At 57.2% G+C, this 20,726-nt stretch carries 21 protein-coding genes; 19 read left to right on the plus strand and 2 right to left on the minus strand.

From position 1 onward, the window contains the following. Positions 1-6 precede the first annotated feature (6 nt). Together dnaN and dnaA are read right to left on the minus strand one after the other, a co-directional pair. Positions 7-1,110: a DNA polymerase III subunit beta gene (gene dnaN / locus AC1D2Q_RS03440; RefSeq protein WP_007903001.1), complete on the minus strand. Its 1,104-nt coding sequence runs from the start codon at positions 1,108-1,110 to the stop codon at positions 7-9. 39 nt (positions 1,111-1,149) lie between these two features. Then, on the minus strand, positions 1,150-2,670 hold the full coding sequence (dnaA, locus tag AC1D2Q_RS03445) for a chromosomal replication initiator protein DnaA (protein ID WP_007934322.1): 1,521 nt from the start codon (positions 2,668-2,670) through the stop codon (positions 1,150-1,152). 568 nt (positions 2,671-3,238) lie between these two features. Here dnaA and rpmH point away from each other — a divergent pair. The 19 genes from rpmH (at position 3,239) to glmU (ending at position 20,702) form a co-directional block, all read left to right on the plus strand. Next, entirely contained in the window at positions 3,239-3,373 is a 135-nt protein-coding gene (rpmH, locus tag AC1D2Q_RS03450; RefSeq protein WP_003213577.1) for a 50S ribosomal protein L34, read from the plus strand. Positions 3,374-3,389: 16 nt separating this feature from the next. After that, entirely contained in the window at positions 3,390-3,791 is a 402-nt protein-coding gene (gene rnpA, locus AC1D2Q_RS03455) for a ribonuclease P protein component (protein ID WP_026286513.1), read from the plus strand. After that, a complete protein-coding gene (gene yidD, locus AC1D2Q_RS03460) occupies positions 3,784-4,029 on the plus strand; it encodes a membrane protein insertion efficiency factor YidD (RefSeq protein ID WP_003213574.1) in 246 nt (81 codons plus the stop codon). Before rnpA ends, yidD begins: the two co-directional genes overlap by 8 nt. A gap of 2 nt (positions 4,030-4,031) precedes the next feature. Beyond that, entirely contained in the window at positions 4,032-5,717 is a 1,686-nt protein-coding gene (gene yidC / locus AC1D2Q_RS03465; RefSeq protein WP_019580342.1) for a membrane protein insertase YidC, read from the plus strand. A gap of 79 nt (positions 5,718-5,796) precedes the next feature. Beyond that, a complete protein-coding gene (gene mnmE / locus AC1D2Q_RS03470; RefSeq protein WP_305410644.1) occupies positions 5,797-7,167 on the plus strand; it encodes a tRNA uridine-5-carboxymethylaminomethyl(34) synthesis GTPase MnmE in 1,371 nt (456 codons plus the stop codon). A 550-nt stretch (positions 7,168-7,717) separates the two neighbouring features. Continuing rightward, the gene (mnmG, locus tag AC1D2Q_RS03475; protein ID WP_007934327.1) at positions 7,718-9,616 is read left to right on the plus strand and encodes a tRNA uridine-5-carboxymethylaminomethyl(34) synthesis enzyme MnmG; all 1,899 of its coding nucleotides are present in this window, start codon (positions 7,718-7,720) and stop codon (positions 9,614-9,616) included. Then, positions 9,613-10,257 (plus strand): 16S rRNA (guanine(527)-N(7))-methyltransferase RsmG, encoded by a 645-nt coding sequence (gene rsmG, locus AC1D2Q_RS03480; RefSeq protein WP_007934329.1) that lies wholly within the window; start codon positions 9,613-9,615, stop codon positions 10,255-10,257. The genes mnmG and rsmG overlap by 4 nt, the downstream gene beginning before the upstream one ends. Positions 10,258-10,275: 18 nt before the next feature. Continuing rightward, on the plus strand, positions 10,276-11,073 hold the full coding sequence (locus AC1D2Q_RS03485; protein ID WP_007934331.1) for a ParA family protein: 798 nt from the start codon (positions 10,276-10,278) through the stop codon (positions 11,071-11,073). A 9-nt stretch (positions 11,074-11,082) separates the two neighbouring features. After that, positions 11,083-11,955 (plus strand): ParB/RepB/Spo0J family partition protein, encoded by an 873-nt coding sequence (locus AC1D2Q_RS03490; protein WP_477812267.1) that lies wholly within the window; start codon positions 11,083-11,085, stop codon positions 11,953-11,955. Positions 11,956-12,103: 148 nt separating this feature from the next. After that, the gene (locus AC1D2Q_RS03495) at positions 12,104-12,511 is read left to right on the plus strand and encodes a F0F1 ATP synthase subunit I (RefSeq protein ID WP_007934335.1); all 408 of its coding nucleotides are present in this window, start codon (positions 12,104-12,106) and stop codon (positions 12,509-12,511) included. Between the two features lie 16 nt (positions 12,512-12,527). Next, entirely contained in the window at positions 12,528-13,397 is an 870-nt protein-coding gene (atpB, locus tag AC1D2Q_RS03500) for a F0F1 ATP synthase subunit A (RefSeq protein ID WP_007934337.1), read from the plus strand. Positions 13,398-13,530: 133 nt separating this feature from the next. Beyond that, on the plus strand, positions 13,531-13,788 hold the full coding sequence (atpE, locus tag AC1D2Q_RS03505; protein WP_003097235.1) for a F0F1 ATP synthase subunit C: 258 nt from the start codon (positions 13,531-13,533) through the stop codon (positions 13,786-13,788). 58 nt (positions 13,789-13,846) lie between these two features. Then, positions 13,847-14,317 (plus strand): F0F1 ATP synthase subunit B, encoded by a 471-nt coding sequence (locus tag AC1D2Q_RS03510; protein ID WP_007969903.1) that lies wholly within the window; start codon positions 13,847-13,849, stop codon positions 14,315-14,317. 12 nt (positions 14,318-14,329) lie between these two features. Next, entirely contained in the window at positions 14,330-14,866 is a 537-nt protein-coding gene (locus AC1D2Q_RS03515) for a F0F1 ATP synthase subunit delta (RefSeq protein ID WP_086945241.1), read from the plus strand. Positions 14,867-14,887: 21 nt separating this feature from the next. Beyond that, entirely contained in the window at positions 14,888-16,432 is a 1,545-nt protein-coding gene (gene atpA, locus AC1D2Q_RS03520) for a F0F1 ATP synthase subunit alpha (protein WP_007969905.1), read from the plus strand. 50 nt (positions 16,433-16,482) lie between these two features. Then, positions 16,483-17,343 (plus strand): F0F1 ATP synthase subunit gamma, encoded by an 861-nt coding sequence (gene atpG / locus AC1D2Q_RS03525; RefSeq protein ID WP_007934344.1) that lies wholly within the window; start codon positions 16,483-16,485, stop codon positions 17,341-17,343. Positions 17,344-17,370: 27 nt separating this feature from the next. Continuing rightward, positions 17,371-18,747: a F0F1 ATP synthase subunit beta gene (gene atpD, locus AC1D2Q_RS03530; RefSeq protein ID WP_007969907.1), complete on the plus strand. Its 1,377-nt coding sequence runs from the start codon at positions 17,371-17,373 to the stop codon at positions 18,745-18,747. 45 nt (positions 18,748-18,792) lie between these two features. Beyond that, on the plus strand, positions 18,793-19,218 hold the full coding sequence (locus AC1D2Q_RS03535) for a F0F1 ATP synthase subunit epsilon (RefSeq protein WP_007934346.1): 426 nt from the start codon (positions 18,793-18,795) through the stop codon (positions 19,216-19,218). Positions 19,219-19,334: 116 nt separating this feature from the next. After that, the gene (glmU, locus tag AC1D2Q_RS03540) at positions 19,335-20,702 is read left to right on the plus strand and encodes a bifunctional UDP-N-acetylglucosamine diphosphorylase/glucosamine-1-phosphate N-acetyltransferase GlmU (RefSeq protein ID WP_477812268.1); all 1,368 of its coding nucleotides are present in this window, start codon (positions 19,335-19,337) and stop codon (positions 20,700-20,702) included. The last annotated feature ends 24 nt before the right edge of the window (positions 20,703-20,726 follow it).

Here is a 20,726-nt window from a genome sequence, read left to right on the forward strand (position 1 = left end):
GCATGATTACAGACGCATCGGCATGACAACGTAAGCCGAGTCGTCGTTGTCGGACTCTTGCACCAGCGCACTGCTGTTGGAGTCGGACAGGATCAGGCGAACCTGCTCGGTGGTCATCACGCCCAATACGTCGAGCAGGTAGCTCACGTTGAAGCCGATTTCCAGAGAGCCGCCGTTGTACTCAACGCCCACTTCTTCTTCCGCTTCCTCCTGCTCCGGGTTGTTCGCCTGGATCTTCAGCTGGCCGTTGGCCAGTTGCAGACGGATGCCGCGGTACTTCTCGTTGGACAGAATCGCGGTACGGCTGAACGCTTCACGCAGGGCCTGGCGATCGCCGAGTACGAGCTTGTCGCCACCTTTAGGCAGAACGCGCTCGTAGTCAGGGAATTTACCGTCGACCAGTTTCGAGGTGAAGGTGAACTCACCGGTGGTGGCACGGATGTGGTGCTGACCCAGCACGATGCTGACGTTGCCATCCGGTTCGGTCAGCAGGCGCGCCAGTTCCAGGATACCTTTGCGTGGCACGATGACCTGATGACGATCCGGCTGACCGATATCGGCCTGCATCGAGCACATGGCCAGACGGTGACCGTCGGTCGCCACAGCGCGGATGATCCCGGCCGAGACTTCCAGCAGCATGCCGTTGAGGTAATAACGCACATCCTGCTGCGCCATGGCGAAGCTGGTGCGTTCGATCAGACGACGCAGTTTGCTTTGCTCAAGGCTGCAGGTCAGCGAACCCGGGCCTTCTTCCACCGTCGGGAAGTCATTGGCTGGCAGGGTCGACAGGGTGAAGCGGCTACGGCCGGCCTTCACCACGAGCTTCTGCTCATCGACCTTGATGTCGATCAGCGCGTCGTTCGGCAAGCTCTTGCAGATGTCCATCAGCTTGCGCGCAGGCACAGTGATGGAACCCGGGTCCGCCGGCTCTTCGAGTTGCACACGACCGACCAGCTCGACTTCCAGGTCGGTACCGGTCAGCGACAGTTGCTGGCCTTCGACAACCAGCAGCACGTTGGAAAGCACCGGCAAGGTCTGTCGGCGCTCGACGACGCCTGCGACCAGTTGCAGGGGTTTCAACAGGGCTTCGCGTTGAATGGTGAAATGCATGGTCTAGTCCCTTGCCTTAATAAGCTGCGCTGGTGTTCATCAAGTGGTCAGTGTACGCAGCAGGTTCTTGTAGTCCTCGCGGATGTCCGCGTCGGATTCCTTAAGCTCGTTGATCTTGCGGCAGGCGTGCAAAACAGTCGTGTGGTCGCGGCCGCCAAACACATCGCCGATTTCCGGCAGGCTGTGGTTGGTCAATTCCTTGGACAACGCCATAGCGACCTGACGCGGACGTGCTACCGAGCGTGAACGACGCTTGGACAGCAGGTCGGAGATCTTGATCTTGTAATACTCGGCGACGGTGCGCTGAATGTTATCCACAGAGACCAGTTTATCTTGCAGCGCCAACAAGTCTTTCAGGGATTCGCGAATCAGCTCGATGGTGATGTCGCGGCCCATGAAGTGCGAGTGGGCGATCACGCGTTTGAGCGCGCCTTCCAGCTCACGGACGTTGGAGCGAATACGCTGGGCGATGAAGAATGCCGCGTCGTGTGGCAGATCGACTTTGGCCTGGTCGGCCTTTTTCATCAGGATCGCTACACGGGTTTCCAGCTCCGGCGGCTCGACGGCAACCGTCAGGCCCCAGCCAAAGCGGGATTTGAGGCGTTCTTCAAGGCCTTCAATTTCTTTCGGATAGCGGTCACTGGTGAGAATGACCTGCTGGCCACCTTCGAGCAGGGCGTTGAAGGTGTGGAAAAACTCTTCCTGCGAACGTTCCTTGCGAGCGAAGAACTGAATGTCATCGATCAGCAACGCATCCACCGAACGGTAGAAGCGCTTGAACTCGTTGATCGCGTTCAACTGCAGCGCCTTGACCATGTCGGCCACGAAACGCTCCGAATGCAGGTACACGACCTTGGCATTCGGGTTCTTCTTTAATAGGTGGTTACCCACAGCGTGCATCAAGTGGGTTTTACCCAAACCGACGCCACCATAAAGGAAGAGCGGGTTGTAACCGTGTTTGGGGTTGTCCGCCACCTGCCAGGCCGCAGCCCGTGCCAGTTGGTTGGACTTACCTTCGACGAAGTTCTCGAAGGTGAAAGTGCGGTTCAGGTAGCTGGTGTGCTTGAGCGCACCTTCGACCTGCACCGTGCGCTGCTCGGAACGAACCGGGGCCTGTTGCGAACTGGCGCCGGCCATCGGATCGAAGCTGTCGCGGGATGGCTCTTCACTGACCTCGGCAACTTTTTGCGTCGAACGCTTGGTCGGTGCCGCCGCCGGAGCAGGGGCTGGAGCGCTGACCGGTGCGGCCGCCGCCTGAGCCTGGGACGCCGCCGCGGCCAACGGGGCATTGGGTGCCGCACGCGGTGCCGAACTGCGTTTGCTGCCTATTAATAAGGAAAGCGCCGGCGCCATGCCATTGCCGTGCTCATCCAGCAGTTCAAGGACACGGCCCAGGTACTTTTCGTTGACCCAGTCGAGAACAAAACGATTCGGTGCGTAGACACGCAACTCGTCGCCTTCGGCTTCGACCTGTAGCGGGCGGATCCAAGTGTTGAATTGTTGGGCAGGCAGCTCATCGCGCAAAAGCTCCACGCACTGCTGCCAAAGTTCCACTGACACGGATATCCCCTAAGTTGAAAGCCGGTGAGGCAAAAACAAGCGGTCATTGTAGCGGCCAGACGCCCACTTATCCACATGCAGGTTGCGCACAGGGCATGAATTATCAACGCGTTAACCCTCGAAAAGAAGACCAACGGTATGTGCATAAGCTCTGTGGATAACCGCCCATGAGGGCACTGGACAAGTGGGGGCGAAACTCGGTGGATAACCTGCCTGTGGATAACTGACCTTTCCACACACAGCTTATCCGATAGCGCAGCACAGGCTGATCACCGTTTTCCACTGTAGTTGTCATTCTCTGTACATCACGGTTTTTAAGGGCTTAAGGCAGTTATCCACAGATGATCGCGTGCCTAGCTTTTACAAGCTTTACAGAAAAGCTTTAAATAATTCCCTTCTTTATTTCTATATCTAGCGAACGACCTGCGGACGAGCAAATCCTCTGGAGATCTATTTATAAGGAAACGTTGGTTGGAAATTGACCTAGAGGCTTGCTTTCTCTAGAATCCCCGGTCTCTTAAAACGGGGGCCATTCCGGCCCGTTGTGGACGAACCAGGTAACACGACAATGAAACGTACTTTCCAACCAAGCACTATCAAACGCGCTCGTACCCACGGTTTCCGTGCTCGCATGGCTACCAAGAACGGTCGTGCCGTCCTGTCGCGTCGTCGCGCCAAAGGTCGTGCGCGTCTGGCAGTTTGATAATCCGGCACTGGAGGTGAGTCAGGACTTCAGTCGGGATAAGCGTCTGCTTACTCCCCGGCATTTCAAGGCAGTCTTTGACTCCCCTACCGGCAAGGTTCCGGGGAAAAATCTCCTGCTCCTTGCGCGCAATAACGATCTTGATCACCCCCGTCTCGGGCTGGTTATCGGGAAAAAGAGCGTAAAGCTCTCCGTCGAGCGCAATCGCCTCAAACGTCTGATGCGCGAATCGTTTCGCCTGAACCAGGATTCACTGGTCGGTTGGGACATTGTTATCGTCGCGCGCAAAGGTTTGGGTGACGTAGAAAACCCCGAATTGATTCAGCATTTCGGCAAACTCTGGAAACGTCTGGCACGCAGCAAGCCGGTACCAGCGGTCAAAGCCGAAACTGTAGGGGTAGACAGTCCCGATGCGTAAACTGGCACTCGTTCCGATCCAGTTTTATCGCTATGCCATTAGTCCCCTGATGGCCAATCACTGTCGTTTCTACCCCAGTTGTTCCTGCTACGCGTTAGAAGCCATAGAAAATCATGGCCTTCTGCGCGGTGGCTGGCTGACCTTTCGTCGTTTAGGTCGCTGTCATCCGTGGAATCCCGGTGGTTATGACCCGGTTCCACCTATCCCTACCTCCCGTTCTTCTTCGATGGCCGAGTAATCATGGATATCAAACGCACGATCCTGATCGTCGCCCTGGCAATCGTGTCCTACGTTATGGTTCTTAAATGGAACCAGGACTATGGCCAGGCTGCCCTGCCGACTCAGAATGTTGCTTCCAGTACTACCGCACCGGGTCTACCGGATACGGCGACTGGCAATAATGCTTCCGCCAGTGACGACATCCCGCGCGCCGCAAGCGATACCAGTGCAACTGCACCTGCTGAAACGCCAGTGGCTGCAAGCAAAGACCTCATCCAGATCAAAACGGATGTGCTCAACCTGGCCATCGATCCACAAGGTGGCGATGTTGCCCAGTTGACGCTGCCGCTGTATCCACGTCGCCAGGACCATCCGGAAATTCCATTCCAGCTGTTCGATAACGGCAACGAGCGGACTTATCTGGCTCAGAGCGGCCTGATCGGCACCAACGGTCCGGACGCAAGCCCTGCCGGTCGTCCGGTTTACTCCTCCGAGAAGAAGATTTATCAACTGGCTGACGGTCAGGACCAATTGGTCGTGGACCTGAAGTTCAGCAAGGACGGCGTCAACTACATCAAGCGTTTCACCCTGAAACGTGGCCTGTATGACGTAACCGTTTCCTACCTGATCGACAACCAGAGCGCTCAGCCCTGGTCCGGTGCAATGTTCGCGCAACTGAAGCGCGATGCCAGTTCCGATCCTTCTTCCAGCACTGCCACCGGCACCGCGACTTACCTGGGCGCCGCCCTGTGGACAAGTAACGAGCCGTACAAGAAAGTGTCGATGAAGGACATGGACAAGGCTCAGCTGAAAGAAACCGTCAGCGGTGGCTGGGTTGCCTGGTTGCAGCATTACTTCGTGACCGCGTGGATTCCGGCCAAGGGCGAAAACAACGTCGTCCAGACCCGTAAAGACAGCAAAGGCAACTACATCATCGGCTACACCGGTCCTTCTCTGACCGCAGCGCCAGGTGCCAAGGTTGAAACCAGCGCCGTTCTGTATGCAGGTCCAAAAAGCCAGGCTGTCCTGAAACAGTTGTCCCCAGGTCTGGAACTGACCGTCGACTACGGCATTCTGTGGTTCATTGCACAGCCAATCTTCTGGTTGCTGCAACATATCCACGCACTGGTTGGTAATTGGGGCTTCTCGATCATCTTCCTGACCATGCTGATCAAGGGGATTTTCTTCCCGCTGTCGGCCGCCAGCTACAAATCCATGGCACGCATGCGTGCAGTGGCACCGAAACTGGCCGCGCTGAAAGAGCAACATGGCGAAGACCGGCAGAAAATGTCGCAAGCCATGATGGAGCTGTACAAGAAAGAGAAGATCAATCCACTGGGTGGCTGCTTGCCAATCCTGGTGCAGATGCCGGTTTTCCTTTCGCTGTACTGGGTTCTGCTGGAAAGCGTGGAAATGCGCCAGGCGCCATTCATGCTGTGGATTACTGACCTGTCGATCAAGGATCCGTTCTTCATTCTGCCGATCATCATGGGCGCAACCATGTTCATCCAGCAGCAGTTGAACCCGACGCCTCCGGATCCGATGCAGGCCAAGGTGATGAAGCTGATGCCAATCATCTTCACCTTCTTCTTCCTGTGGTTCCCGGCCGGTCTGGTACTGTACTGGGTAGTGAACAACTGCCTGTCGATCGCCCAACAGTGGTACATCACGCGTAAGATCGAAGCAGCTACCAAAGCAACTGCCTGATTTACACTGTGGATAACCACTCAAAACGCCCCCTAGTGGGGCGTTTTGCTATCTGTCACTTTTGTCTGGATACCGGTTTATGAGCGTTCCTCGTGAAACCATCGCAGCCGTCGCCACCGCCCAGGGGCGCGGCGGTGTAGGCATCGTCCGTATTTCCGGGCCGCTGGCGAGTGTGGCGGCCAAAGCCATCAGCGGCCGCGAACTGAAACCGCGGTTCGCCCATTACGGCCCGTTCCTCAGTGAAAACGAAGAGGTGCTGGACGAAGGCATCGCGCTGTATTTCCCGGGACCGAATTCGTTCACCGGCGAAGATGTGCTGGAGCTGCAGGGCCACGGCGGACCAATCGTCCTGGATATGTTGCTCAAACGCTGCCTGGAACTGGGCTGCCGTCTGGCCCGACCGGGTGAATTCAGCGAACGCGCCTTCCTCAATGACAAACTCGACCTGGCTCAGGCCGAAGCCATCGCCGACTTGATCGAGGCGAGTTCTGCACAGGCTGCACGAAATGCCCTGCGTTCGTTGCAAGGTGCGTTTTCCCAACGTGTGCATAACCTTACCGAGCAATTGATAGGCCTGCGCATTTACGTCGAAGCGGCCATCGACTTCCCTGAAGAAGAAATCGACTTCCTCGCCGATGGCCACGTGCTGAGCATGCTGGATAAAGTGCGCGACGAATTATCCACAGTGCTTCGGGAAGCCGGGCAGGGGGCCTTGCTGCGTGACGGCATGACGGTAGTCATTGCCGGCCGGCCGAATGCCGGCAAGTCCAGCCTTCTGAATGCCCTGGCCGGACGTGAAGCCGCGATCGTGACCGAGATTGCCGGCACGACCCGGGATATTCTTCGCGAACATATCCACATCGATGGCATGCCGTTGCATGTGGTCGACACTGCCGGGCTGCGGGATACCGACGATCAGGTGGAGAAAATCGGCGTCGAACGGGCATTGAAAGCCATCGGCGAGGCGGATCGGGTATTGCTGGTGGTCGATGCCACGGCTCCCGAGGCCCTCGATCCATTTGCGTTGTGGCCTGAATTCCTCGAAACCCGCCCGGATCCAGCAAAAGTGACGCTGATCCGTAACAAGGCAGACCTGACGGGTGAAGCGATTGCCCTGGAAGTCAGTGACGATGGCCACGTCACGATCAGCCTCAGTGCCAGGTCCGCCGGCGAAGGCCTGGAGTTGTTGCGCGAGCATCTCAAGGCCTGCATGGGTTACGAGCAGACCTCTGAAAGCAGCTTCAGTGCTCGCAGGCGTCACCTGGAGGCACTGCGTCACGCGAGTGCGTCCCTCGAACACGGCCGCGCGCAGCTGACGCTAGCGGGTGCCGGTGAACTGCTGGCCGAAGATTTGCGGCAAGCCCAGCAGTCTTTAGGCGAAATCACCGGGGCATTCAGCTCCGATGATCTGCTGGGCAGGATCTTCTCCAGCTTCTGCATTGGTAAATAGTCCTTCTGCGTTACCCACAGACAGGCCGTTCTGGCCTGTCTGCTCCCCTTCTTCTGAAATAGCCCTCCGCTCCCGAGCAGATTTTTCTGTTCGGACGGATTTTCCGTGCCTGGGATTTGCTCGGTCAGCCCTTTTCTGTGGATTAAGCCCTGTGAATAACTGCCGCTAAGGGCAGTTGATAACATGGCCTCGAAACTGAAGATAACCGCCTCTGTGGATAACAGCCCCTTTCATCCACAGGCTTACACCGGTTATCCAAGGGCCTCCTCGGCACATGACCACAGGGTTTTGAATCTCTGTACACATTGAAAATAAAGGCCTGCATGAATCTATCCACAGAAAGGTGGGTCAGTAGAAATAAACATAAAAACAAAGATTTAATAAATTTCTCTCTTTTTAATTTCTATAACCCCGACTTCTCCACAGCTGGTTAAATTTTGTGCAAAGGGTTCTTTAGGAAGGGCGAAGTCCCTATACTTGCCGACCAGGTCCAAGAACCTGAGCTCAAACTATTCCGGATTACCTGACTAAAGCAGGCACGAGGTGCGTGGTGGATTTCCCTTCCCGTTTTGAAGTGATCGTCATCGGCGGCGGTCATGCCGGTACCGAGGCAGCACTTGCATCAGCACGTATGGGGGCAAAAACCCTGTTGCTGACGCATAACGTGGAAACCCTCGGTGCCATGAGCTGCAACCCCGCCATTGGTGGGATCGGCAAAAGCCATCTGGTCAAGGAAATCGATGCCCTGGGCGGCGCGATGGCCATGGCGACCGATAAAGGTGGTATTCAATTTCGCGTATTGAACAGCCGCAAAGGCCCGGCCGTGCGTGCGACTCGCGCCCAGGCAGATCGGGTGCTGTACAAGGCCGCTGTCCGCGAAGCTTTGGAAAACCAGCCGAACCTGTGGATATTTCAACAAGCCGCGGACGACCTGATCGTCGAACAGGAACAAGTGCGCGGCGTTGTCACGCAAATGGGCCTGCGTTTCTTCGCCGACTCCGTGGTGCTGACGACGGGCACCTTCCTCGGTGGACTTATCCACATCGGCATGCAGAATTATTCCGGCGGTCGCGCCGGTGATCCGCCTTCGATTGCCCTGGCTCATCGTCTGCGTGAACTGCCATTGCGCGTCGGTCGCCTGAAAACCGGTACTCCGCCGCGTATCGACGGTCGGTCTGTGGATTTCTCGGTCATGACCGAGCAAGCCGGTGATACGCCGATCCCGGTGATGTCGTTCATGGGCTCCAAAGAGCAGCACCCGAAACAGGTCAGCTGCTGGATCACCCACACCAACGCCCGGACCCACGAAATCATTGCCGCGAACCTCGACCGTTCGCCGATGTATTCCGATGCCGGGTTGATCGAAGGCATTGGTCCGCGTTATTGCCCGTCGATCGAAGACAAGATCCACCGCTTTGCCGACAAGGAAAGCCACCAGGTCTTCATCGAACCGGAAGGGTTGACCACTCACGAGCTGTACCCGAACGGGATATCCACATCCTTGCCGTTCGACGTGCAATTGCAGATAGTGCAATCGATCCGCGGCATGGAAAACGCGCACATCGTGCGTCCGGGCTACGCCATCGAGTACGACTACTTCGACCCGCGTGACCTGAAGTACAGCCTGGAAACCAAAGTCATCGCCGGTTTGTTCTTCGCCGGGCAAATCAACGGCACCACCGGTTACGAAGAAGCCGGCGCCCAGGGTTTGCTGGCTGGAGCCAACGCCGCACTGCGAGCCCAGGGCAAAGATGCCTGGTGCCCGCGTCGCGATGAGGCGTACATCGGCGTTTTGGTTGACGACCTGATTACCCTCGGTACCCAGGAACCGTATCGGATGTTCACATCCCGCGCCGAATACCGCTTGATTCTGCGCGAAGACAACGCTGACCTGCGCCTGACCGAAAAAGGTCGCGAACTGGGTCTGGTGGATGACGTGCGTTGGGCGGCTTTCTGCAAAAAACGCGAAAGCATCGATCTGGAAGAACAACGCCTGAAAAGTACCTGGGTTCGCCCGGGCACCGAGCAGGGCGATGCGATTGCCGAGAAGTTCGGCACGCCGCTGACCCACGAATACAATTTGCTCAACCTGCTGAGCCGTCCGGAAATCGACTACGCTGGTCTGATCGCCGTGACTGGCGGGGGCGCAGAAGATCCACAGGTCGCCGAACAGGTCGAAATCAAGACCAAATACGCCGGTTACATCGATCGTCAACAGGATGAAATCGCGCGCCTGCGGGCCAGCGAAGACACCAAACTGCCTGTGGATATCGATTACACGAACATCTCCGGTCTCTCCAAAGAGATCCAGAGCAAGCTCGGTGCGACCCGTCCGGAGACTTTGGGCCAGGCGTCGCGTATTCCGGGCGTGACCCCAGCGGCGATTTCGCTGTTGATGATTCATTTGAAAAAACGCGGCGCGGGCCGTCAGTTGGAGCAAAGCGCTTGAGTTCGTTGGTTACCTCGCAACATGCAGAAGAGTTATCCACAGGTGCTCGCCAGCTCGGTGTCACACTGACGGAAGCCCAACACGCTCAGCTGCTGGGTTATCTGGCCTTGTTGATCAAATGGAACAAGGCTTACAACCTGACCGCCGTGCGCGATCCGGACGAAATGGTCTCCCGTCACCTGCTCGATAGCTTGAGCGTGATGTCGTTCGTCGAAAACGGTCGCTGGCTGGACGTTGGCAGCGGCGGCGGCATGCCGGGCATTCCGTTGGCGATCCTGTTTCCAGAGTCCCAGGTGACCTGTCTGGACAGCAACGGCAAGAAAACCCGCTTCCTGACCCAGGTCAAACTCGAACTCAAACTGGATAACCTGCAAGTTATCCACAGTCGCGTCGAAGCCTTCCAGCCTGAACTGCCATTCAACGGGATCATTTCCCGGGCGTTCAGCAGCATGGAGAACTTCAGCAACTGGACTCGCCATTTGGGCGACGCCGATACACGCTGGCTGGCAATGAAGGGCGTTCATCCCGCCGATGAGCTGGTAGCATTGCCGGCAGACTTCCACCTCGATAGCGAACATGCCCTGGCCGTACCCGGTTGCCAAGGCCAACGCCATCTGCTGATACTGCGCCGCACGGCATGATTGGGAACACAAGCAAGAATGGCTAAGGTATTCGCGATAGCGAACCAAAAGGGTGGTGTGGGCAAGACCACCACCTGCATCAACCTCGCAGCTTCCCTGGTCGCTACCAAGCGTCGGGTGCTGTTGATCGATCTTGATCCACAGGGCAACGCCACCATGGGTAGCGGTGTGGATAAACACGGCCTGGAAAACTCGGTCTACGATCTGTTGATCGGTGAATGTGACCTGGCCCAGGCCATGCACTATTCCGAACACGGTGGTTACCAGTTGTTGCCGGCAAACCGCGATCTGACCGCGGCCGAAGTCGTTCTGCTGGAAATGCAGATGAAGGAAAGCCGCCTGCGCAGCGCGTTGGCGCCGATCCGTGAGAACTACGATTACATTTTGATCGACTGCCCGCCATCGCTGTCGATGCTCACGCTCAATGCGCTGGTTGCCGCCGACGGGGTCATTATCCCCATGCAGTGCGAGTACTTCGCACTCGAAGGGTTGAGCGACCTTGTGGATAACATCAAGCGCATTGCCGAACTGCTGAACCCGAACCTGAAAGTCGAAGGCCTGTTGCGGACGATGTACGACCCGCGCCTGAGCCTGATGAACGACGTCTCGGCGCAGCTCAAGGAACACTTTGGCGATCAGCTCTACGACACCGTGATTCCGCGCAACATCCGTCTGGCCGAAGCGCCAAGCTATGGCATGCCGGCGCTGGCGTACGATAAATCATCGCGCGGCGCGATTGCCTATCTGGCATTGGCCGGCGAGATGGTTCGCCGTCAACGCAAAAATTCACGCACCGCCGCTGCCCAGGCAACTTAAGGAATCCCCATGGCCGTCAAGAAACGAGGTCTCGGACGTGGACTGGATGCACTGCTGAGTGGTCCGACTGTCAGCTCGCTGGAAGAACAAGCGGTGCAAGCCGACCAGCGTGAGCTGCAGCACCTGCCCCTGGACCTGCTCCAGCGTGGCAAGTACCAGCCACGTCGGGACATGGATCCTCAGGCGCTGGAAGAGCTGGCGCAGTCGATCAAGGCCCAGGGCGTGATGCAGCCGATCGTGGTTCGCCCGATCGGCAGTGGCCGCTTCGAAATCATCGCCGGCGAACGCCGCTGGCGCGCCAGCCAGCAGGCTGGCCAGGAAACCATCCCGGCGATGGTTCGCGATGTGCCGGATGAAACCGCCATCGCCATGGCGCTGATCGAGAATATCCAGCGCGAAGACCTCAATCCGATCGAAGAAGCGGTGGCCTTGCAGCGTTTGCAGCAGGAATTCCAGCTGACTCAGCAACAAGTGGCCGAGGCTGTGGGTAAGTCCCGCGTCACCGTGGCCAACCTGTTGCGCCTGATTTCGTTGCCGGAAGTCATCAAGACCATGCTGTCTCACGGCGACCTGGAAATGGGTCATGCCCGTGCCTTGCTGGGTTTACCGGAAAACCAACAGGTTGAAGGGGCGCGACATGTTGTCGCACGGGGGCTGACTGTGCGCCAGACTGAAGCACTGGTTCGCCAGTGGTTGAGTGGCAAACCGGAGCCTGTGGAACCGGCAAAACCGGACCCGGATATCGCCCGGCTCGAGCAGCGCCTGGCCGAGCGCCTAGGCTCTGCGGTGCAGATCCGCCACGGAAAGAAGGGTAAGGGGCAGTTGGTGATCGGCTACAACTCTCTTGATGAACTTCAAGGTGTGCTCGCACACATCCGCTGAAACAATTCCTCTTGTAGCGTGAAGTCGGAAATCACTACCTGACAGTTGAATAGGGGCAGAACCGCCCCTATACTCTGCGCGCATTTTGTCGGCACAAATTATGCCAAGTTATTGAATTTCGGCAGCCGACCATTGGGGAGCAAAAGTGATGGAAAACCGCACGCCAGACCGCTTGCCTTTCCATCGATTGGCTGTTTTTCCGGTGTTAATGGCTCAACTTGTCGTTTTGCTGATTGCCGCTTTGGCGCTCTGGCGATGGTATGGAGTCGTTGCCGGGTACTCAGGACTTTGCGGAGGCCTGATAGCCTTGCTTCCCAATATTTATTTCGCTCACAGGGCATTTCGGTTTTCCGGCGCCCGAGCAGCTCAAGCCATCGTCCGGTCTTTTTATGCCGGCGAGGCGGGCAAACTGATTTTGACGGCAGTGCTGTTTGCACTGACGTTTGCAGGTGTGAAGCCATTGGCGCCGCTAGCAGTATTCGGCGTCTTCGTGCTGACCCAACTGGTCAGCTGGTTCGCTCCCCTGCTTATGAGAACAAGACTTTCGAGACCTTAGGGCGTTTGAGGCAACCATGGCAGAAACAACCGCTTCGGGCTATATCCAGCACCACTTGCAGAACCTGACCTTCGGTCAGCTACCCAACGGCGGCTGGGGCTTTGCCCACTCCGCAGCAGAAGCCAAGGAAATGGGCTTCTGGGCTTTCCACGTCGATACCCTCGGCTGGTCGGTCGCGTTGGGTCTGATCTTCGTTCTTCTTTTCCGCATGGCGGCAAAGAAGGCGACTACAGGTGTACCTGGTGCTTTGCAGAACTTCGTTGAAGTATTGGTCGAATTCGTCGATGGCAGCGTGAAAGACAGCTTCCATGGCCGTAGTCCAGTGGTTGCACCGCTGGCACTGACCATCTTCGTCTGGGTCTTCCTGATGAACGCCATCGACCTGGTACCGGTCGACTGGATTCCTCAGCTGGCCATCCTGATCTCCGGCGACCACCACATCCCGTTCCGCGCCGTGTCGACCACCGACCCGAACGCTACTCTGGCCATGGCCTTCACAGTGTTCGCGCTGATCATTTTCTACAGCATCAAGATCAAGGGCCTCGGCGGCTTCATCGGCGAGCTGACCCTGCACCCGTTCGGCAGCAAGAACATCTTTGTTCAGGCGCTGCTGATTCCGGTGAACTTCCTGCTGGAATTCGTGACCCTGATCGCCAAGCCGATCTCCCTGGCTCTGCGTCTGTTCGGCAACATGTATGCCGGTGAGCTGGTGTTCATTCTGATCGCTGTGATGTTCGGCAGCGGTCTGCTCTGGCTGAGCGGCCTGGGCGTAGTTCTGCAGTGGGCGTGGGCTGTGTTCCACATCCTGATCATCACCCTGCAGGCATTTATCTTCATGATGCTGACCATCGTTTACCTGTCGATGGCGCACGAAGAGAACCATTAAGACCAGTCTCGACTGGTCTGATGTCCCGCCCGGTCAAACGGGTGGGTGCCCTAACAGGGCTATGAAACGATTTGTTTTACCGCTTTAAAATCTAAAAAACCTAAACCATACGACGTAAAAGTCGGGAGGAAAGATGGAAACTGTAGTTGGTCTAACCGCTATCGCTGTTGCACTGTTGATCGGCCTGGGCGCACTGGGTACCGCAATTGGTTTCGGCCTGCTGGGCGGCAAGTTCCTGGAAGGCGCAGCGCGTCAGCCAGAAATGGTTCCAATGCTGCAAGTTAAAATGTTCATCGTTGCCGGTCTGCTCGACGCCGTAACCATGATCGGTGTTGGTATCGCTCTGTTCTTCACCTTTGCGAACCCGTTCGTTGGTCAAATCGCTGGCTAATTACTCGGATCTTCCGGGTAATTTGGTGTGATGGACAACGTAACTGCGAGGTGTTGGCGTGAACATTAATGCGACCCTGATTGGCCAGTCCGTTGCGTTCCTGATTTTTGTACTGTTCTGCATGAAGTTCGTATGGCCTCCGGTCATCACGGCTCTGCACGAACGTCAAAAGAAGATCGCTGATGGTCTGGACGCTGCCAGCCGAGCAGCTCGCGACCTGGAGTTGGCCCAAGAGAAAGCGGGTCAGCAACTGCGCGAAGCGAAAGCTCAGGCAGCTGAAATCATCGAGCAAGCCAAGAAACGCGGTACCCAGATTGTCGACGAAGCCCGTGAACAGGCTCGCGTCGAAGCTGACCGTGTGAAGGCTCAGGCTCAGGCCGAGATCGAACAGGAACTGAACAGCGTCAAAGACGCGCTGCGCGCCCAAGTGGGTAGCCTGGCCGTTGGCGGTGCTTCGAAGATCCTGGGCAAAGCAATCGATCAAAACGCGCACGCAGAGCTGGTTAACCAACTGGCTGCTGAAATCTAAGCGAGGGCGATCATGGCAGAACTGACCACGTTGGCCCGACCTTACGCTAAGGCGGCCTTCGAGCACGCTCAGGCCCACCAGCAACTGGCCAATTGGTCAGCCATGCTCGGCCTGGCAGCAGCGGTGTCGGAAGACGACACCATGCAGCGCGTGCTCAAGGCCCCGCGACTGACGAGCGCAGAAAAGGCCGCCACGTTCATTGACGTGTGCGGCGACAAGTTTGATGCCAAGGCACAGAACTTCATTCACGTCGTTGCCGAAAACGACCGTCTCCCGCTTCTGCCGGAGATCGCCGCTCTGTTTGACCTGTACAAGGCCGAACAAGAGAAATCGGTAGACGTTGAAGTGACCAGTGCTTTTGCATTGAACCAAGAACAGCAAGACAAACTCGCCAAGGTTCTCAGTGCACGACTCAACCGGGAAGTGCGCCTGCAAGTCGAGGAAGACTCATCCCTTATTGGTGGTGTTGTCATCCGCGCCGGCGACCTGGTTATCGATGGCTCGATTCGCGGCAAAATCGCGAAACTTGCCGAAGCATTGAAATCTTGAGTTTGAAGGGGCAGCAGAGCAATGCAGCAACTCAATCCTTCCGAAATAAGTGAAATTATCAAGGGCCGCATCGACAAGCTCGATGTGACCTCCCAAGCCCGTAACGAAGGCACTGTCGTCAGCGTATCTGACGGCATCGTGCGGATTCACGGTCTGGCCGACGTTATGTACGGCGAGATGATCGAGTTTCCGGGCGGCGTCTTCGGTATGGCTCTCAACCTGGAGCAAGACTCTGTAGGTGCCGTTGTATTGGGCGCATACCAGACTCTGGCTGAAGGCATGAGCGCCAAGTGCACTGGCCGCATCCTCGAAGTTCCGGTTGGTAAGGAACTGCTGGGTCGCGTAGTCGACGCACTGGGTAACCCAGTTGACGGCAAAGGTCCGCTGAACAACACCGAGACCGACGCGGTCGAGAAAGTTGCTCCAGGCGTGATCTGGCGTAAGTCGGTAGACCAGCCTGTACAGACTGGCTACAAGGCTGTCGATGCGATGATCCCTGTCGGCCGTGGCCAGCGTGAGCTGATCATCGGTGACCGTCAGATCGGTAAAACCGCTCTGGCGATCGACGCGATCATCAACCAGAAAGACAGCGGCATTTTCTGCGTCTACGTAGCCATCGGTCAGAAGCAATCGACCATCGCCAACGTAGTTCGCAAGCTGGAAGAAAACGGTGCACTGGCTAACACCATCATCGTTGCAGCGAGCGCTTCGGAATCTGCAGCACTGCAGTTCCTGGCACCGTACTCCGGTTGCACCATGGGCGAATACTTCCGCGACCGCGGTGAAGACGCGCTGATCGTTTATGACGATCTGTCCAAGCAAGCAGTGGCGTACCGCCAGATTTCCCTGCTGCTGCGCCGTCCACCAGGCCGTGAAGCTTACCCAGGCGACGTGTTCTATCTCCACTCCCGTCTGCTGGAGCGCGCATCCCGCGTTTCGGAAGAATACGTAGAGAAGTTCACCAACGGCGCAGTGACCGGCAAAACCGGTTCCCTGACCGCACTGCCGATCATCGAAACCCAGGCTGGCGACGTTTCCGCGTTCGTTCCGACCAACGTGATTTCCATCACCGACGGTCAGATCTTCCTGGAATCGGCCATGTTCAACTCGGGCATCCGTCCTGCAGTGAACGCCGGTGTTTCGGTATCCCGTGTGGGTGGTGCCGCTCAGACCAAGATCATCAAGAAGCTGTCCGGTGGTATCCGTACCGCTCTGGCTCAGTACCGTGAACTGGCGGCATTCGCCCAGTTCGCTTCTGACCTGGACGAAGCGACCCGTAAGCAACTTGAGCATGGTCAGCGCGTTACCGAGCTGATGAAGCAGAAGCAATACGCGCCAATGTCGATCGCCGACATGTCGCTGTCGCTGTATGCCGCTGAGCGTGGGTTCCTGACCGACGTTGAAATCGCCAAGATCGGCAGCTTCGAGCAAGCGCTGATTGCTTACTTCAACCGCGATCACGCCGACTTGATGGCGAAGATCAACGTGAAGGGTGACTTCAATGACGAAATCGATGGCGGCCTGAAAGCCGGTATCGAGAAGTTCAAGGCCACCCAAACCTGGTAAGCCGCAGCGGGAGCCTAGCGGCTCCCGCTTGCTAACCTGATAGGTGTTACATGGCAGGCGCAAAAGAGATTCGCAGTAAGATTGCGAGCATCAAAAGCACGCAAAAGATTACCAGCGCCATGGAAAAAGTGGCGGTCAGCAAAATGCGCAAGGCACAAATGCGCATGGCTGCTAGCCGTCCTTATGCGGAGCGCATCCGCCAGGTTATTGGCCATCTGGCCAACGCTAACCCGGAATATCGCCACCCGTTCATGATCGACCGTGAAGTAAAGCGCGTTGGTTATGTCGTAGTGAGCAGTGACCGTGGTCTGTGTGGTGGCTTGAACACCAACCTGTTCAAGGCTTTGGTCAAGGACATGGCGGTAAACCGCGAAAACGGCGTCGAGATCGATCTGTGTGTCGTTGGTAGCAAGGGTGCGGCTTTCTTCCGCAACTTCGGCGGTAACGTCGTTGCAGCTATCAGCCACTTGGGTGAAGAGCCGTCGATCAATGACCTGATCGGCAGCGTCAAGGTGATGCTGGATGCCTACCTGGACGGCCGTATTGACCGCCTGTCCGTGGTGTCCAACAAGTTCATCAACACCATGACACAACAGCCTACCGTGGAGCAGTTGATTCCACTGGTGGCAACCCCGGATCAAGAACTCAAGCACCACTGGGATTATCTGTACGAACCGGACGCCAAAGAGCTGCTTGACGGCTTGATGGTCCGTTACGTGGAGTCGCAGGTCTACCAGGCGGTGGTCGAGAACAACGCGGCTGAACAAGCTGCGCGGATGATCGCGATGAAGAACGCTACCGACAACGCCGGTGATTTGATCAGCGATTTGCAGCTGGTCTACAACAAGGCGCGTCAGGCTGCGATCACCCAAGAGATCTCGGAAATCGTCGGCGGCGCTGCCGCGGTTTAACGGTTCAAATATTCAGAGGATCCAGCTATGAGTAGCGGACGTATCGTTCAAATCATCGGCGCCGTTATCGACGTGGAATTCCCACGCGACAGCGTACCGAGCATCTACGACGCCTTGAAAGTTCAAGGCGCCGAAACCACCCTGGAAGTTCAGCAGCAGCTGGGCGACGGCGTGGTTCGTACCATTGCGATGGGCTCCACCGAAGGCTTGAAGCGCGGTCTGGACGTCAACAACACTGGCGCAGCCATCTCCGTACCGGTCGGTAAAGCGACCCTGGGCCGGATCATGGACGTACTGGGCAACCCGATCGACGAAGCTGGTCCGATCGGCGAAGAAGAGCGCTGGGGCATTCACCGTCCTGCGCCAACCTTCGCTGAACAAGCGGGCGGCAACGAGCTGCTGGAAACAGGCATCAAGGTTATCGACCTGGTTTGCCCGTTCGCCAAGGGCGGTAAAGTCGGTCTGTTCGGTGGTGCCGGTGTAGGCAAGACCGTAAACATGATGGAACTGATCCGTAACATCGCCATCGAGCACAGCGGTTATTCCGTGTTCGCCGGTGTGGGTGAGCGTACTCGTGAGGGTAACGACTTCTACCACGAGATGAAGGATTCCAACGTTCTGGACAAAGTGGCACTGGTTTACGGTCAGATGAACGAGCCGCCGGGAAACCGTCTGCGCGTAGCCCTGACCGGCCTGACCATGGCCGAGAAGTTCCGTGACGAAGGTAACGACGTTCTGCTGTTCGTCGACAACATCTATCGTTACACCCTGGCCGGTACTGAAGTATCCGCACTGCTGGGCCGTATGCCTTCGGCAGTAGGTTACCAGCCGACCCTGGCTGAAGAGATGGGCGTGCTGCAAGAGCGCATCACTTCGACCAAGCAAGGTTCGATTACTTCGATCCAGGCGGTATACGTACCAGCGGACGACTTGACCGACCCGTCGCCAGCGACCACCTTCGCCCACTTGGACGCCACTGTCGTTCTGTCCCGTGACATCGCTTCCCTGGGTATCTACCCAGCGGTAGACCCACTGGACTCGACTTCGCGTCAGCTGGACCCGAACGTGATCGGCAACGACCACTACGAAACCGCTCGCGGTGTTCAGTACGTGCTGCAGCGTTACAAAGAACTGAAGGACATCATTGCGATCCTGGGTATGGACGAGCTGTCGGAAGCCGACAAGCAGTTGGTAAACCGTGCTCGTAAGATCCAGCGTTTCTTGTCGCAGCCGTTCTTCGTGGCTGAAGTCTTCACCGGTGCTTCGGGTAAATACGTTTCCCTGAAAGACACCATTGCTGGCTTCAAAGGCATCCTCAACGGTGACTACGACCACCTGCCAGAACAAGCGTTCTACATGGTCGGCGGCATCGAAGAAGCGATCGAGAAAGCCAAGAAACTGTAATCCCGGCGCCCGGCAACGGGCGCTAATTTAGGTTGAGGCAATCAGATGGCTATGACAGTCCATTGCGATATCGTCAGCGCGGAAGGGGAAATCTTTTCCGGCCTGGTCGAGATGGTGGTTGCGCACGGTGCACTGGGTGATCTTGGTATCGCCCTGGGTCACGCGCCGCTGATCACCAATCTCAAGCCGGGCCCGATCCGCCTGATCAAGCAGGGCGGGGAAGAGGAGGTGTATTACATCTCCGGTGGTTTCCTCGAGGTTCAGCCGAACATGGTCAAGGTTCTCGCCGACACCGTGCAACGCGCTGCCGACCTGGACGAAGCCGCAGCTTTGGAAGCCGTTAAGGCTGCCGAGAAAGCCTTGCATGAGCGAGGCGCGGAATTCGATTACGGTTCTGCTGCCGCACGTCTGGCCGAGGCTGCAGCTCAGCTGCGCACCGTCCAGCAGATCCGCAAGAAGTTCGGCCACTAATCGGCCATCGACTTGTTGCGCGATTGATTAAAAAGGGTAGCCTCGGCTACCCTTTTTCTTTTCCGTTTTTTATCACCTGGTCGCAGTTGCTGACCACCCAGGATTGGTAGCCAGTCATGTCCCTTGAAATCGTTATCCTCGCTGCCGGCCAAGGCACTCGCATGCGTTCGGCCTTGCCGAAAGTCCTGCATCCGATTGCCGGTAATTCAATGCTCGGGCATGTTATCCACAGCGCCCGGCAACTTGATCCACAGCGCATCCACGTGGTGATCGGCCATGGTGCCGAAGCGGTGCGCGAGCGTCTGGCCGCCGATGACCTGAATTTCGTCCTGCAGGACCAACAGCTGGGTACCGGTCATGCGGTGGCCCAGGCTGTGCCGTTCATCGAGTCCGATACCGTGCTGATTCTCTACGGTGACGTGCCGTTGATCGAAGTCGAGACCCTGCAACGTCTGCTCAAGCAGGCTGCACCGCAGCAATTGGGTCTGCTGACTGTCGAGCTGGATGACCCGACTGGCTACGGCCGCATTGTCCGTGATGCCGCCGGCAAAGTGACTGCCATCGTCGAGCAGAAAGATGCCAACGCGGTTGAGCGTGCGATCACCGAAGGCAATACCGGCATTTTGGCGGTGCCTTCCCAGCGTTTGGGCGATTGGCTGGGCCGCCTCTCCAACAACAATGCCCAGGGCGAGTACTACCTGACCGACGTGATTGCCATGGCGGTCAGTGATGGTCTGGTGGTGGCCACCGAACAACCCCATGACGCCATGGAAGTGCAGGGCGCCAACGATCGCAAACAACTGGCCGAGCTGGAGCGTCATTATCAACTGCGCGCTGCTCGTCGTTTGATGGCTCAGGGCGTGACCCTGCGCGACCCGACGCGTTTCGATGTTCGCGGTGAGGTTACCGTTGGTCGCGATATCCTGATCGACATCAATGTGATCCTCGAGGGCAAAGTGGTCATCGAGGATGACGTAGTGATCGGCCCGAACTGCGTGATCAAGGACAGCACCCTGCGCAAAGGCGTGGTGATCAAGGCCAACAGTCATATCGAAGGCGCGATTCTCGGCGAAGGCAGCGATGCCGGCCCGTTTGCTCGTTTGCGTCCCGGCACAGTGCTGGAAGCCCGCGCGCATGTGGGTAACTTTGTTGAACTGAAGAACGCTCACCTGGGCGAAGGTGCCAAGGCCGGTCACTTGACGTATCTGGGCGATGCCGAGATCGGTGCGCGCACCAACATTGGTGCCGGCACCATCACCTGCAACTACGACGGTGCCAACAAGTGGAAAACCGTGCTGGGTGAAGATGTGTTCATCGGCTCCAACAACTCGTTGGTGGCGCCTGTGGATATCTCCTCCGGTGCGACCACGGCGGCCGGTTCGACCATTACCCAGAATGTGGATAACGCTCAGTTGGCCGTAGGCCGGGCTCGACAGAAGAACATCGACGGCTGGAAGCGGCCTGAGAAGATCAAGAAGAGTTAAGTTATCCACAGACCAAAAGATCGC

The sequence above is a fragment of the Pseudomonas sp. P1_A1 genome, from assembly GCF_056406935.1.

Excerpts from the sequence above, each read along its gene's own strand:
- dnaN (WP_007903001.1), bottom strand. The coding sequence starts at position 1,110 with ATGCATTTCACCATTCAACGCGAAGCCCTGTTGAAACCCCTGCAACTG.
- rpmH (WP_003213577.1), top strand. The coding sequence starts at position 3,239 with ATGAAACGTACTTTCCAACCAAGCACTATCAAACGCGCTCGTACCCAC.
- yidD (WP_003213574.1), top strand. The coding sequence starts at position 3,784 with ATGCGTAAACTGGCACTCGTTCCGATCCAGTTTTATCGCTATGCCATT.
- yidC (WP_019580342.1), top strand. The coding sequence starts at position 4,032 with ATGGATATCAAACGCACGATCCTGATCGTCGCCCTGGCAATCGTGTCC.
- mnmE (WP_305410644.1), top strand. The coding sequence starts at position 5,797 with ATGAGCGTTCCTCGTGAAACCATCGCAGCCGTCGCCACCGCCCAGGGG.
- AC1D2Q_RS03485 (WP_007934331.1), top strand. The coding sequence starts at position 10,276 with ATGGCTAAGGTATTCGCGATAGCGAACCAAAAGGGTGGTGTGGGCAAG.
- AC1D2Q_RS03490 (WP_477812267.1), top strand. The coding sequence starts at position 11,083 with ATGGCCGTCAAGAAACGAGGTCTCGGACGTGGACTGGATGCACTGCTG.
- AC1D2Q_RS03495 (WP_007934335.1), top strand. The coding sequence starts at position 12,104 with ATGGAAAACCGCACGCCAGACCGCTTGCCTTTCCATCGATTGGCTGTT.
- atpB (WP_007934337.1), top strand. The coding sequence starts at position 12,528 with ATGGCAGAAACAACCGCTTCGGGCTATATCCAGCACCACTTGCAGAAC.
- atpE (WP_003097235.1), top strand. The coding sequence starts at position 13,531 with ATGGAAACTGTAGTTGGTCTAACCGCTATCGCTGTTGCACTGTTGATC.
- AC1D2Q_RS03515 (WP_086945241.1), top strand. The coding sequence starts at position 14,330 with ATGGCAGAACTGACCACGTTGGCCCGACCTTACGCTAAGGCGGCCTTC.
- atpA (WP_007969905.1), top strand. The coding sequence starts at position 14,888 with ATGCAGCAACTCAATCCTTCCGAAATAAGTGAAATTATCAAGGGCCGC.
- atpG (WP_007934344.1), top strand. The coding sequence starts at position 16,483 with ATGGCAGGCGCAAAAGAGATTCGCAGTAAGATTGCGAGCATCAAAAGC.
- atpD (WP_007969907.1), top strand. The coding sequence starts at position 17,371 with ATGAGTAGCGGACGTATCGTTCAAATCATCGGCGCCGTTATCGACGTG.
- AC1D2Q_RS03535 (WP_007934346.1), top strand. The coding sequence starts at position 18,793 with ATGGCTATGACAGTCCATTGCGATATCGTCAGCGCGGAAGGGGAAATC.
- glmU (WP_477812268.1), top strand. The coding sequence starts at position 19,335 with ATGTCCCTTGAAATCGTTATCCTCGCTGCCGGCCAAGGCACTCGCATG.